Here is a 12,587-nt window from a genome sequence, read left to right as displayed (position 1 = left end):
GCCCACTGCAATCGCCGGAAATCCGGTGGCAGAGCCGGTATGGCCGTTTGTTGCTGGCCGCGTTTCTAGGATTGGGGGGTGCCACCGGTTATGCCCAGACACCGCCGTCAGCGGCGGAAATTGACTGGCGCCCCAGGGCAGAACTGCCTTCCGAGGTGCGGTCATCTTTGCCCCTGTTCTGTGATGGTGGCTATTTGCCTTCCGGCAGTCACGACGGCGTTGGCAGTGCCTTTGCCGGTGGTAGCGATGCCGAACAGCCATTGGAGGCCAGCGGCCTGAATGCCCGGTATGAAATTGACCGCGAGCTGTTTCTCCAGGGCGATGTCCGGATCCGCCAGGGGGGCTTCCAGGTAACCGGTTCAGAAGCCCGCTACAGCCAGCAACAGGGCGCGGTATCGGTTCAGGGGCCACTGGTCAGTCGAGGTGATGGCTTCCTTCTGACCGGTGAGAACGCGAACTACGATGTGGATACCGGGCGGCTGGACATCAACACGGCGACGTTTCTGCTGCACGGGCCCGAAATGCGCGGTCGTGCAGGCCGTCTGGCGCGGATCAGTGAAGAGCAGGTGGTCATTGAAGATGGCTTTCTGACCACCTGTGGCCCGAAGCAGAACGACTGGGCCATTGTTGCCTCGGATATCCAGCTGGACCGGGCCGAGGGTTTTGGTACCGCAAAGCATGTTCGGCTGGAGATTCTGGATGTGCCGGTGTTCTACTGGCCCTGGGCCAGCTTTCCCATTGATGACCGACGCAAGTCCGGTTTCCTGTATCCCCAGTTCGGTTCTTCCACTGCCGGTAGCGGAGGCTTTCTCGCGCTACCTTATTATCTGAATCTTGCCCCCCATTATGACGCCACGCTCACGCCTCAGTACATGAATGGCCGGGGCCTGTTCAACGAGGCCGAGGGCCGCTATCTCAGTTCGCTGGGCGAGACGACGCTGCAGTTGGGCTACATCGGCAGCGATTCGGAGTTCGCGGCCGAGAATCCCGGCGAATCGGGCGAGCGCTGGGCTCTGGATGCCACCACGAGGGCGGTGTTCGGCGGTGGCTGGTCCGGCTACGGTGATTTTTCCGTAGTGAGTGACGAGGACTATTTCAGCGACCTGAACCGTAACCTGGAGATTAACCAGGCAACCCACCTGCAAAGAAAGGGTGGGGTCACTTACCGGAGCGACCAGCAGTATTTTGATGCCTACCTTAACGATTACCAGACCATCAGTGAAAGTATTGCCAATGAGGATAAGCCCTATGCCCAGCTGCCTGAAATAATCTACGCGGGACAGGCAGGCGCGGGTATTCTGGAAGCGAATCTGGAGAGTCAGTACACCGTTTTTTACCGTGATAACGAAGGACTGACTGGTCTGGACCAGGCCAACGGTCAGCGGTTCCGGGCCCGGCCGGAACTGGCTCTGCCACTGCGGGCGTTGTGGGGCTTCAGTCGCCCCTCGGTGAGTGTGGATTACACCCGCTACGATCTCGATGATTACGATCTCGGTGATGGCGCGTTTGATCGCACGGTGCCGGTTGCCGAGTGGGATAACGGGCTTTATTTCGACCGTCAGGGCAGTCTGTTTGATGTGCCCTACAACCAGACCCTTGAGCCCCGGCTGTACTATGTATGGGCCAATGCGGACGCGGATCAGAATGACATTCCTGACTTTGACACCGACCTCCAGACGTTCCGGTTTGACCAGCTGTTTCAGCCGGATCGCTTTACCGGCGGTGATCGGGTAGGTGACGCCAACCAGTTGACCGTGGCCCTGACCAGCCGTTTCAATGACCTGCTCACCGGTGCCGAGCGGGCCAGGTTCAGTATCGGCCAGGTGCAGTACTTTGACGACCGTGAGGTAACTCTGTTTGGTGAGGGTGGCGGAACCCGGAGCCGCTCTCCGCTGGCGGGTGAGGTGGTGCTCAACCCGCTTGATACTCTGGAGATCCGGTCGTCTGGCCTGTGGGATCCCGACACCGGTGATACCGAGGAAGGTCGAAGTCAGCTGACTTTCCATTCCAGTGATTACCGCTACCTGGCCAGTCTGGGGCACACCTATAGCCGGGATGAACTGGAACAGTCAGACATTGCGACGGTTTTCCCGGTGACGGACCGTGTTAGTCTGATCGGCCGCTGGGTCTACGACTCAAGCCTTGACCGTACGGTGGGGTCCCTGGCCGGCCTTGAATACAACAACTGCTGCTGGAGCATTCAGGTGGTTCACCAGAATTACCTGACTTACGACCGGGAGCTTCAGGGGCGCATACTGTTTCAGATTCAGCTGAAAGGACTGGGTGGCAGTGGTGGTGCCTCATCGAGTATTTCCGAGGCCATTTACGGTTTTGATGAAAGGGAGAGTCGTCGTTTTGGAACTCCCTGACTGGATCCCGGACTAAGGCCCCCAAAACGCCAGAAAAGCTCAAATTCTATTTGTAGAGGTGATTATGAAGGCGACCCTTCGCCATGGTGTACAAGCGTTACTGGTTCTTCTAGCCGTCCTGGCCCCGTTGTCTGTTCAGGCCGAGCGTAAGTTGCTGGACCAGGTAGTGGCCATCGTCGATGAGGATGTCATCCTTCAGACCGAGTTGGAGGCCCGAATCAACACCATCACCAGTCGCCTTAGTGCACAGGGCACGGCGCTGCCGCCAAGGCAGGTCCTCGAAGAGCGTGTGCTTGACCAGCTGATCACCGAATCGATCCAGATGCAGATGGCAGATCGGGCCGGTATGCGCATCAGCGATAACGAGTTGAACGAAACCATGGCCAACATTGCCGAACGCAATGGCATGAGCCTGCCGCAGTTTGAAATCCAGCTCGAAGCCGAAGGCGTGACTTACAACCAGGCCCGCGAACAGATCCGCAAGGAAATGCTGACCAGCCGGGTTCAGCAGCGCCAGGTCGGCAACCGGGTTCGGGTGACTGATCGGGAAGTTGAAAACTATCTGGAAAGTCTGGAGGCCCGTGGAGGGAATAACGCTCAGTACCGGCTGGCGTACATCTTTGTGAGCGTAGACGACCCCTCTGATGAGGCGGAGGTGGATGCCGCAAGGGAGAAAGCCGAGCGGCTGCGCAGTGAGATCGCCAATGGCCGTGATTTCCGCGAAGTGGCTGTTGCCGAGTCTGATGCCAGTAATGCCCTGGAAGGTGGCGATATGGGCTGGCGTGCCGAGGGTCAGCTGCCGTCTCTGGTTGCTCCGGTCGTGCCGGAGCTGCCGGTGGGTGAGCCCTCAGACGTCCTGGAAAACAACAGCGGCTTCCACCTGGTAATGGTGATGGACAAGCGCGGCGGCGAGCAGCAGCAGATGATCCAGCAGCACCGTGTTCGTCACATTCTGGTTCGGCCTTCCGAAGCCACGACGGACAGCCAGGCTGAAACCGTGATCCGGGATCTGTACCAGCAGCTTCAGAATGGAGCCAGCTTCAGTGCGCTGGCCAGAGAATACTCCGATGATCCGGTGTCTGGCTCCGATGGCGGTAATCTGGGCTGGGTAAGCCCGGGCCAGATGGTGCCGGCGTTTGAGCAGGCCATGCTCGATGCTGATATTGGCGAGTTGCGCGGGCCGTTCCGTTCCCAGTTTGGCTGGCACATTCTGCAGGTTCAGGAGCGCCGCCAGAAAGACATCAGCGGTGATGTGCGCGACGCCGAGGCCCGCCAGGCGATCTATCGCCGCAAGTTTGAGACCGAACTTCAGAACTGGCTTCAGGAGATCCGCGATGAGGCCTTTGTCGAGTTCAAGGGCGAGTACGCCAAGGACGAACCGGCGGAAGAAGAGCCAGTCTCCTGATGAGTAATCCCGTGGTGCTGGCACTGACGGCCGGCGAACCTGCCGGCATTGGTCCGGAGTTGTGCCTGCAACTGGCTCTTGAGGCCCGGAGTGCAGGTGTGGTGGTGGTTGCCAGCCGGCCATTGCTGGAGGCCCGGGCGAAGCAAATGAACCTGGCGGTTGAACTGCGTGCCTGGCAGCCCGGAGAGTCGCCGGAAATGGAGGCAGGCCTGCTGTCGGTTCTGCATGTGGACGGTTGTGCCAATCATGAACCGGGCACACTGGATACCGGCAGCGGTGCTTATGTGCTCAGAGCGCTGGAAGTCGCCGCTAACGGCTGCCTCAGCGGCGATTTTGACGGCATGGTGACGGCGCCTGTCCATAAGGGCGTTATCAACGATGCCGGCATCGCGTTCAGCGGCCATACCGAGTTCCTGCAGGAGCTCTGCGGTGTGGATCGTGTGGTCATGATGCTGGCGACCGAAGAGTTGCGGGTTGCGCTTGTTACCACCCACTTACCGCTCAAGGACGTATCCGCCGCCATTACCCCGGAGCGCCTGACTCAGGTAACGCGAATTCTCGATGCTGATCTGAAAAAGTTCTTCGGTGTTGCCAGGCCCAGGATACTGGTGGCCGGCCTGAATCCTCATGCCGGCGAAGGTGGCCACCTTGGTCGGGAGGAAATCGACACCATCGAGCCAACCCTGGAGGCTCTGCGTGCCGAAGGCATTTCTCTGACCGGACCTTTACCTGCGGATACCCTGTTTACCCCGCACTGGCTCGACCAGGCCGATGCGGTTCTGGCCATGTATCATGATCAGGGGCTGCCGGTGCTGAAGTTTCAGGGCTTTGGGCGTGCGGTGAACATTACCCTGGGGCTGCCGATTGTGCGCACGTCCGTGGATCATGGCACGGCTCTGGATCTGGCGGGAACCGGTCGAGCCGATGCCGGCAGTCTGCATACGGCCCTGAAGATAGGCGAGCAAATGGCTCGTTGTCGAAAATCTGCAATTGAAGAGACCCGTTCGTGAGCAACAAAGCCGGCCACCAGGCCAGAAAACGGTTTGGCCAGAATTTCCTCCATGATCCGGGAGTCATAGAGCAGATCATCCGCGCCATTAACCCGAAACCCGATGACGCCATCGTGGAAATTGGCCCTGGACTGGGCGCACTGACCGAGGAAATACTGGCGGTGAACCCGAAGCTCCAGGTTGTGGAACTGGATCGGGATCTGATTCCGGTGCTGCGCACCAAGTTCTTCAACTATCCCGAATTCCGGATTCACGAGGCGGACGCACTCAAGTTTGATTTCAGCCAGCTCATGGTGGATCGCCCCCTGCGGATCATCGGTAATTTGCCGTACAACATTTCCACACCGCTGATTTTCCACCTGCTGTCCCAGGCCGGTGTTGTGCAGGATATGCACTTCATGCTGCAGAAAGAGGTGGTTCAACGAATGGCAGCGGTGCCGGGTGACAACAATTACGGGCGTCTTGGGATTATGACCCAGTATTTCTGCCGGGTTCAGCCGCTGTTTGAAGTTGGGCCCGGCGCTTTTCGACCGGCGCCCAAGGTGGATTCGGCGATTGTCCGATTGGTGCCTCACAAGACCCTGCCACACCCGGCGAAGGATTTGACGACACTTCAGGCCGTGGTCCGCACAGCCTTTAACGCCCGGCGGAAAACTCTCCGCAAGGCACTGGGCGGCATGGTGTCGGCCGAACAGCTCCGGAGCCTTGGCATCAATGACGGTCTGCGACCGGAGAACCTCGCACTGGCCGATTTCGTGGCGATTGCCGACCTGCTTTTTACCGAGAAGGGTGCAGCCAATCCGGCAAACGAGGTAAGTGATGACTGACTACGCGATCGGCGATATTCAGGGCTGTTACGAGCGTCTCAGGGATGTCCTGGAGAAAGTGGATTTCTCTCCCTCCCGTGACCGTCTATGGGTGGCCGGCGATCTGATCAACCGCGGCCCGTCCTCGCTGGAAACCCTGAGATACATCGAGAGCCTTGGGGATTCGGCGGTCGTCGTGCTTGGCAATCACGACCTGCATCTGCTGGCGGTGTCCCTGGGCGGTCATCAGACGCGTCGCAAAGACACCCTGTCGGATATCCTTGACGCTCCGGATTACGAGCCGCTGGTTAACTGGCTCCGGCAGCAGAATCTCTGTGTTCACGACCCGGCCCGGAATCTGGTGATGACCCACGCCGGTTTGCCCCATATCTGGACGGTCAGCCAGGCAATGGAGTGTGCCAGGGAAGTTGAAGCCGTGATCCGGGGCGAAACCGCCGAGGAATACTTTGCCCATATGTACGGCAATCAGCCCGAGCGCTGGGACGAGTCCCTGCAGGGAATGGACCGCTGGCGGGTCATTACCAACTATTTCACCCGCATGCGCTTTATTGCCGAGGATGGCTCTCTGGAACTGGCGGCCAAGGAAAGCGTCGACAGCGCGCCGGAAGGTTACCAGCCGTGGTTTCATTTTCCCCGCAATGACGATGTGCGGGTGGTGTTTGGGCACTGGGCAGCCCTGGAAGGAAAAACCGGCAGTGACCGTTTTGTCGGCCTGGACACCGGGTGTGTCTGGGGTGGCGCACTGACCATGATGAACCTGGATTCGGGAGAAAAGATCCACTGTGACTGCTGAATCCGTACGACCGGCCAGGAGAGGGATTCTTCGGTTACCGCTGTTGGCAGGTGCTTTTCTGGCCCTGGTGGCAGTGATGGCCGGCGCTTTCGGTGCACACGGGCTGCGCAATCTGGTCAGTGAGCGGGGCCTTGAAGTTTTCCAGACCGCCGTCACATATCAAATGTATCATTCCATTGCGCTGGTTCTGCTGGCATTGCTGGCTGCACAGGGCCTGTCCAGAAAGCTACTGGCCTGGTCGGCCGGGTTTTTCCTGGCCGGCATTCTGTTATTCAGTGGCAGTCTTTACCTTCTGGTGCTGACAGACATCCGCTGGATCGGTCCGATCACGCCCCTTGGTGGGTTGTGTTTCATGGTGGGCTGGGCGCTGTTAATAACCTCCGGTCTCCGCCGGAACAAGTGAAGAATACAGAGGTTCAAGAGTCACGATGCAGGTTCAGGTAAATGGCGATCAAATGGAGCTGCCGAGTGGCGCTACCATTGCCACGCTGATTGAAAAGATGGCGCTGGCCGGCAAGCGGCTGGCGGTTGAGGTGAACGAGGACATAGTGCCACGAAGCCGGCACCCGGAATTTACCTTGAGCGATGGCGACCGTGTAGAAGTCGTTCACGCCATTGGCGGCGGCTGAACAGTCTGCCCAGCCCACCCATGACGGCGGTTCCCATCCTCCCGTAACAAACGATTCAGGAACACTATGACAGAGACATCCGAACTCCAGCTTCCAGAAGACAGACCGCTCGAAATTGCCGGACGGGTCTACCAGTCCCGTTTGCTCGTCGGGACCGGCAAATACCGTGACATGATGGAAACCGGCCATGCCATCGAATCCAGCGGTGCCGAAATTGTTACCGTTGCGGTGCGCCGGACCAACCTTGGCCAGAACCCGGATGAGCCGAACTTGCTGGATGTGATTTCCCCAAGCAGCTATACCATTTTGCCCAACACGGCGGGCTGCTATACCGCGAAAGACGCCGTCCGCACCTGCAAGCTGGCCCGCGAGCTTCTGGATGGCCACGACCTGGTGAAGCTGGAAGTTCTTGGTGAGGAGAAAACCCTTTACCCGAACATGACCGAGACCCTGGTTGCCGCCGAAGAGCTCATCAAGGACGGCTTCAAGGTCATGGTCTACTGTTCGGACGACCCGCTGCTGGCCAAGCGTCTGGAAGAGATGGGCTGTGTGGCCATCATGCCCCTTGGTGCCCCGATCGGTTCCGGCCTGGGTATCCAGAACCGGTATAACATCCGTCTGATCGTAGAGAATGCGAATGTTCCGGTGCTGGTGGATGCCGGTGTTGGCACCGCGTCGGATGCCACCATCGCCATGGAGCTGGGCTGCGACGGCGTACTGATGAATACCGCCATTGCCCAGGCCAAAGACCCGATCCGAATGGCCAATGCCATGCGCCTGGCCATTGAGTCTGGTCGTGAAGCCTATCTGGCGGGCCGGATGCCCAAGAAGCTCTATGCCAGCGCATCCTCGCCCATTGATGGCACCTTCTTCTGATCTCGGGCACAATCCTGACTAACGATAACCGAGGGCCGGCGCTGAACGACCGGCCCCGACAACGATAAATCAGAGCGCTGCTGTCCTGCCATGACTGACCAGAAACCCAGTCGCCGCGAGGCGATTCTCCATGCTCTTGTGGAACTCCTGGAGACTGATCCGGGCGCCCGTATCACCACCGCCGGTCTCGCCAAATCCGTGGGCGTTACCGAGGCGGCTTTGTATCGGCACTTTCCCAGCAAGCGGAAAATGTTCGAGGCGCTTATCGAGTTTGCTGAAGAGGCCGTGTTCTCTCGCTGTCAGGTGATCCTGCAGGAGCAGGAGGACGTGCGGGTTCGTCTCCAGCAATTGGTGCACCTGGTGCTGGTCTTTGCTGAACGCAATCCGGGGCTGTGTTGTGTGCTGACCGGTGATGCTTTGATGGGCGAGAACGACACCCTGCGCAAGCGTGCCTCCCAGTTCTTCGAGCGCCTGGAAACCCAGGTACGGCAAACCCTCAAAGAAGGCGAAATCCGCCAGGGCCTGCGGCCCCGGACGACGTCTGCTCGCGGCGCGGACTTTGTACTGGTTTTTGTTGAAGGGCGGATCCAGCGGTTTATCCGCTCCTCGTTCTCGCGGTTGCCTTCTACTGACTTCGACGAGAGTTGGGGGTTGGTTGCAGAAGGTGTTTGGGGCTGAGCTTGGAGTTGGCCTCCTTTTGGTAGCCTGATAGATCCGGTGGTGAGGCGAAGGCAGGAAGGGCTTTCCCGAAACCGCTACGAGCACATGAATGTGCTCGTAGCGGTTTCGGGGAGCAGGTTCCCATCCTGTGCCCGCCCCGAAGTTAACAGGCTAGTGACAACCCCCGAAGGCAATCACAAGCACAATCAGTCGTACCCAGAGGCAGACCGCAGGATAGACCGAACAGGCTCCCAAAGAGCCGGGGCCGAAATCAGGATATCGCGGCCCCAGAGGTCGGCAGGATAACCGTCGGGCACTTCACTGAAATGGCCAGCGGTGGCGCCTGCTTCCAGGGCGATCAGGCGGGCGGCGGCGAAGTCCCATGGGCTGACGTTTTCATAGTAGATATCCAGTCGGCCACAGGCCACCCAGCAGATATCCAGTGCCGCGGAACCGATGCGCCGCAGGTCGCGGCATTGGTGAATCATTGCATCCAGGCGTTTGACCAGCGGTTCCAGGGCGTCCTTGGTGTAGGGGAAGCCGGTTGCAAACAGGGCATCCCGGGGCACGGTGGCGCCGCTGTGGCGGATCGGATGGTTGTTCAGCGTGGCGCCCTCTGAGCGGGTCGCCCGGAAGGTTTCGCCGGGGAAGGGCGCATGCACCACACCGGCCTGAACCCGACCTTTTTCGGCATAGGCAATGGAGACGGCTACCTGGGGATGGCCATAGGCATAGTTCACGGTGCCATCGATGGGGTCGACGATCCAGAGGGGGGTATCCAGCTCCTCGGCCTGGCTAAGGTCCGGCATGGTCTCTTCCGAGAGAATCCGGTGACCGGGGAAGCGTTTGCGGATGGCGCCTGTGATGAATTCGTCCGCCATCACGTCGGCGTGGGTTACCAGCTCGGTTTGATGCTTGTAATCGGTGCGCAGGGCGTTGTTGTCCCGCTCGCGGCGAATCAGTTCGCCGGCCTCGCGGGCCAGGTTTTCGGCAAAGTCGGTAATCTCGAGCAGAGAAACTGAATCAGACATGGCGCCCCCGTTGATATCCCGTTAGAGAATGAGGGCGCCAGTCTAACACGGCAGGATCAGAGGCTGTTCAGCCACTGCTCCATCTTGTCCATGGCGGTGACCAGCCGCGGGCAAGCCTGTTTCACGAAGTCGTCGCCCAGTTCCTGTTCGGCATAGTCGCCGCCGGCGAGCTCCAGGGATTCGGCGCCGTCGAAGTCGACGAAGGCCAGGCGCGCCGCCAGATGATCCGGCACGAAGCCAAAATCGCTGGCCGGCAGGATGGCCACGCCGGTGTTTTCCAGCAGGGCCTGGCAGAGGGCCTGGCTGGTCTTGATGTCTTTACTGGCCAGTTGTTCGCGGAAGCCGGAGAAGTCCGGGAACAGGTAGAACGCGCCTTCCGGTTTCTGGACTACCGCGCCCATGTCGCTCAGTCGACGGTGCATGTACTCGCCAACAACCTTCAGCACCCGACGGGACTGTTTAAGGTATTCGTCGATGTCGTCACCGCCATTGAACGCTGCAATGGCCGCGTGTTGGATCGGCGCGCTCGTCGCGGTGTAGGTTTCACTGGCGATGATGGCCATGGCGTCCTGCAGGGGCCTCAGTTCCCGGGGGAAAATGAATGTGCCAAGGCGCCAGCCGCCGGCACCGGCCCATTTACTGAGGCCGGTACTGATGATGGTGCCTTCCGGGTAATACCTGGCAATGGATTTGTGCCTGCCCTCGAAATGCACCTCACCGTAGATCTCATCGGAGAGCAGGATCAGCCGGTATTTTCGGGCCACATTGGCAATGGCCAGTAGCTGGTCGTCGGTGTAGGTGCAGCCGGTGGGGTTGGACGGGTAGTTCAGGATCAAAATCCGGGGCCGCGAGGGATCATCCCGACAGATGATATCCAGCTCTTCGGCGGTAAGCTGCCAGTTGTTCTCGGCATGGGTTGGCAGCCAGTGAACCGAGCGGCCGATGATCCGGGCTTGCGGGGCATAGGAGACCCAGCTCGGACGCGGGATCAGCAGATCACCATAGTAGGCCAGCTGCAGCATGAACAGCAGTTCCTTGGAGCCCGGGCCAATCAGCACGTCTTCCCAGGTGCAGTGCATGCGCTCACTCCGGCGAATATAGCCGGCGATTGCCTCGCGTAAGCCTTTGAGCCCTTTTACCGGCAAATAGTCCTTTTCGTGGGCGTGCTCCTTGAGCGCCTCCACCACGCGATCGGGAACCGGGAAAGGGGACTGCCCCAGCCCGAGTTTGATAATGTCCTTGCCCTCGGATTTGAGGTGATTGCTCAGCTCATTGATTCGAAGGGTGGCCGAGGGCTGAATACCCCGGACGTTCAGGTTGATCGCGTAACGGTGGTCGTTTTGGATGTCCATTGTCCCTGTCTGTTGGTTGGAAATGACCCCGTCAGTATAGGAAACCCAAACATATCTGTGATGTCGTGGCGGATAGGTGATTGCCGCAGTTTTTCGTCAGACTTTGGTCTCGACTAGCGGGATTTGATCCAGACTTCCACGCGACCATTGCGCCGGCTGCCACTGCCACCAACCGGCATGTACTGGCCGTAGCCGGTGTAGGCCACGTCAGGAACATCCACTTCCTGAAGCGCCTTGCGGACGGACAGGGCCCGGAGCTCGGAGATCATCTGGGCACGTAATTCATGACTCTGGGTGTCGGCAAACCCGATCAATAGCAGGTCGTCAGCGGGCCGGCCGTTCTGGATCAGGTACTGCTGAACCCGCTGCAGGTCCCTGCGGGCCTTGTTATCGAGCTTGGTCCGGCCTTCTGAGAAGCGGAAATTGACCGTCAGGCGATGGTAGTTGCCGGTCAGGCGGCGAAAGCTCTCGGGCGTCGCGTCGTCGAATTCCGGCTTTACTGCGATGGGGTTCTGAGAGATAAAGCCGGACTCGGCCACCAGTGCCTGACCTTGCTGGCCCAGGGCGAATCCGATCAGACCGGCGGAAAGCGCTGGGACATCGCTTCCCGGCGTGTACATGAACAAACGCCGTGACAGCGGGTAGTCCTCGCTGGCGACGGTGAGCTGGTTGGGGCGCAGTGCTGGTGCATTGCCTTCCGAAATAGCCAGGAGTTTGCTGTCCCGAACTGAGGCCAGGCCGGAGAAGCCAATGCCCGACGGATCCCGGCTAACATCATCCGATAGCTGGTCGTTGGATTCATAGCGTTTGGCATTGCTGTCCAGTTCGAACTGTTTCCCCAGCACCAGGGATTTGAAGGTGTCCCAGGTGCCGGAGCGGTCATCCCTGGCATAGAGGTGGATCGGCCGGTCCGGGCCGCCCAGCTCTGACCAGTTCCGGATCTGGCCGGAGAACACACGGCCCAGGGTTTCGATACTCATCTTGCTGACGGGGTTGGATGGATGTACCAGAATGGCCAGTCCATCAATGGCAATCACGTGTTCGCTCTCGGGCGCAGTGAGATCCGCCCGGGCCTGGAATTGCTCCGCTTCTTGTGGTTTGACCGGGCGGGAAGAGGCCCAGATGTCGGCCTCGCCGGCGGCCAGCGCCTTGAAGCCGGTGCTTGATCCGTGCGCTGCAACCAGCACCTCGGCCGCCCGGTTGTTCACAGGCGCTCGCAGGATCTTTTCGTTTTCCACTCCCGTGCCCCTGGCTGCAACCTGCCCGCCGCCATGCTCTTCCAGGTAGCCGGTAACGAGCATTGGCGCCAGGGTAGCGCCAACGGTATTGGAACCGTGGATTTCCAGGTCATAGGCCTGGGCCTGAAAGGCCATAAGAGCGGGCAGTAGCAGTCCCGGGAGTGTTGCAGTCATCCGTGTGAATCGCGGCATCTTTCGAAAAACCCTTACCAGACAGTTGGTTGAGAAGCTGGAAGGATGCTTCAGAAATATGACATTTGTGTTTCACTGCCTACACATTGGGACGCAAGGCCGCAGGTCCCTGTAAAAAAATGTTAAGCAGTGCGCGGAGCGCAGCGTTCGGCTGGCCTATAGTGACGCATCCGCCGTAACAAAAATAAACACAGCGGGCAGAGGC

12 protein-coding genes are annotated in these 12,587 nt (G+C 59.5%); 9 read left to right on the top strand and 3 right to left on the bottom strand.

All coding sequences use genetic code 11. The features are described 5' to 3' along the window. Positions 1 to 47 precede the first annotated feature (47 nt). The 9 genes from KYE_RS11320 to slmA all read left to right on the top strand — a co-directional run bounded on the left by KYE_RS11320 (position 48) and on the right by slmA (position 8,587). Positions 48 to 2,369, top strand: coding sequence for an LPS-assembly protein LptD (locus KYE_RS11320; RefSeq protein WP_100169491.1), 2,322 nt, complete (start codon positions 48 to 50; stop codon positions 2,367 to 2,369). A 64-nt stretch (positions 2,370 to 2,433) separates the two neighbouring features. Beyond that, complete coding sequence (locus KYE_RS11315) at positions 2,434 to 3,774, top strand: peptidylprolyl isomerase (RefSeq protein WP_008173372.1); 1,341 nt, start codon at positions 2,434 to 2,436, stop codon at positions 3,772 to 3,774. Then, the gene (pdxA, locus tag KYE_RS11310; RefSeq protein ID WP_008173369.1) at positions 3,774 to 4,784 is read left to right on the top strand and encodes a 4-hydroxythreonine-4-phosphate dehydrogenase PdxA; all 1,011 of its coding nucleotides are present in this window, start codon (positions 3,774 to 3,776) and stop codon (positions 4,782 to 4,784) included. Before KYE_RS11315 ends, pdxA begins: the two co-directional genes overlap by 1 nt. Next, positions 4,781 to 5,611: a 16S rRNA (adenine(1518)-N(6)/adenine(1519)-N(6))-dimethyltransferase RsmA gene (rsmA, locus tag KYE_RS11305; RefSeq protein ID WP_008173367.1), complete on the top strand. Its 831-nt coding sequence runs from the start codon at positions 4,781 to 4,783 to the stop codon at positions 5,609 to 5,611. The genes pdxA and rsmA overlap by 4 nt, the downstream gene beginning before the upstream one ends. Continuing rightward, positions 5,604 to 6,404 carry a symmetrical bis(5'-nucleosyl)-tetraphosphatase gene (locus KYE_RS11300; RefSeq protein ID WP_008173365.1) on the top strand — a complete coding sequence of 267 codons (801 nt, stop codon included), beginning with the start codon at positions 5,604 to 5,606 and terminating at the stop codon, positions 6,402 to 6,404. Before rsmA ends, KYE_RS11300 begins: the two co-directional genes overlap by 8 nt. A gap of 43 nt (positions 6,405 to 6,447) precedes the next feature. Continuing rightward, a complete protein-coding gene (locus KYE_RS11295; RefSeq protein WP_008173363.1) occupies positions 6,448 to 6,807 on the top strand; it encodes a DUF423 domain-containing protein in 360 nt (119 codons plus the stop codon). A gap of 25 nt (positions 6,808 to 6,832) precedes the next feature. Next, entirely contained in the window at positions 6,833 to 7,033 is a 201-nt protein-coding gene (gene thiS, locus KYE_RS11290; RefSeq protein ID WP_008173362.1) for a sulfur carrier protein ThiS, read from the top strand. A 66-nt stretch (positions 7,034 to 7,099) separates the two neighbouring features. After that, the gene (locus KYE_RS11285; RefSeq protein WP_008173361.1) at positions 7,100 to 7,909 is read left to right on the top strand and encodes a thiazole synthase; all 810 of its coding nucleotides are present in this window, start codon (positions 7,100 to 7,102) and stop codon (positions 7,907 to 7,909) included. 90 nt (positions 7,910 to 7,999) lie between these two features. Then, complete coding sequence (slmA, locus tag KYE_RS11280; protein ID WP_008173360.1) at positions 8,000 to 8,587, top strand: nucleoid occlusion factor SlmA; 588 nt, start codon at positions 8,000 to 8,002, stop codon at positions 8,585 to 8,587. Between the two features lie 188 nt (positions 8,588 to 8,775). On the opposite strand, the gene KYE_RS11275 is transcribed toward slmA, so the two are convergent. From KYE_RS11275 to KYE_RS11265, 3 genes are all read right to left on the bottom strand, one after another. Then, positions 8,776 to 9,600: an inositol monophosphatase family protein gene (locus KYE_RS11275; protein ID WP_008173359.1), complete on the bottom strand. Its 825-nt coding sequence runs from the start codon at positions 9,598 to 9,600 to the stop codon at positions 8,776 to 8,778. Between the two features lie 56 nt (positions 9,601 to 9,656). After that, entirely contained in the window at positions 9,657 to 10,952 is a 1,296-nt protein-coding gene (locus tag KYE_RS11270; RefSeq protein ID WP_008173357.1) for a pyridoxal phosphate-dependent aminotransferase, read from the bottom strand. A gap of 113 nt (positions 10,953 to 11,065) precedes the next feature. Continuing rightward, positions 11,066 to 12,364 (bottom strand): substrate-binding domain-containing protein, encoded by a 1,299-nt coding sequence (locus tag KYE_RS11265; RefSeq protein WP_227497822.1) that lies wholly within the window; start codon positions 12,362 to 12,364, stop codon positions 11,066 to 11,068. Positions 12,365 to 12,587: the final 223 nt, after the last annotated feature.

The sequence above is a fragment of the Marinobacter manganoxydans MnI7-9 genome (genome assembly GCF_000235625.1).
GTDB lineage: Bacteria > Pseudomonadota > Gammaproteobacteria > Pseudomonadales > Oleiphilaceae > Marinobacter > Marinobacter manganoxydans.
The sequence above is the reverse complement of the archived record's forward strand: the minus strand, read 5'-3'. Positions and strand labels throughout refer to the sequence as shown.

Excerpts from the sequence above, each read along its gene's own strand:
- KYE_RS11315 (WP_008173372.1), top strand. The coding sequence starts at position 2,434 with ATGAAGGCGACCCTTCGCCATGGTGTACAAGCGTTACTGGTTCTTCTA.
- pdxA (WP_008173369.1), top strand. The coding sequence starts at position 3,774 with ATGAGTAATCCCGTGGTGCTGGCACTGACGGCCGGCGAACCTGCCGGC.
- KYE_RS11300 (WP_008173365.1), top strand. The coding sequence starts at position 5,604 with ATGACTGACTACGCGATCGGCGATATTCAGGGCTGTTACGAGCGTCTC.
- thiS (WP_008173362.1), top strand. The coding sequence starts at position 6,833 with ATGCAGGTTCAGGTAAATGGCGATCAAATGGAGCTGCCGAGTGGCGCT.
- KYE_RS11285 (WP_008173361.1), top strand. The coding sequence starts at position 7,100 with ATGACAGAGACATCCGAACTCCAGCTTCCAGAAGACAGACCGCTCGAA.
- slmA (WP_008173360.1), top strand. The coding sequence starts at position 8,000 with ATGACTGACCAGAAACCCAGTCGCCGCGAGGCGATTCTCCATGCTCTT.
- KYE_RS11275 (WP_008173359.1), bottom strand. The coding sequence starts at position 9,600 with ATGTCTGATTCAGTTTCTCTGCTCGAGATTACCGACTTTGCCGAAAAC.
- KYE_RS11270 (WP_008173357.1), bottom strand. The coding sequence starts at position 10,952 with ATGGACATCCAAAACGACCACCGTTACGCGATCAACCTGAACGTCCGG.
- KYE_RS11265 (WP_227497822.1), bottom strand. The coding sequence starts at position 12,364 with ATGACTGCAACACTCCCGGGACTGCTACTGCCCGCTCTTATGGCCTTT.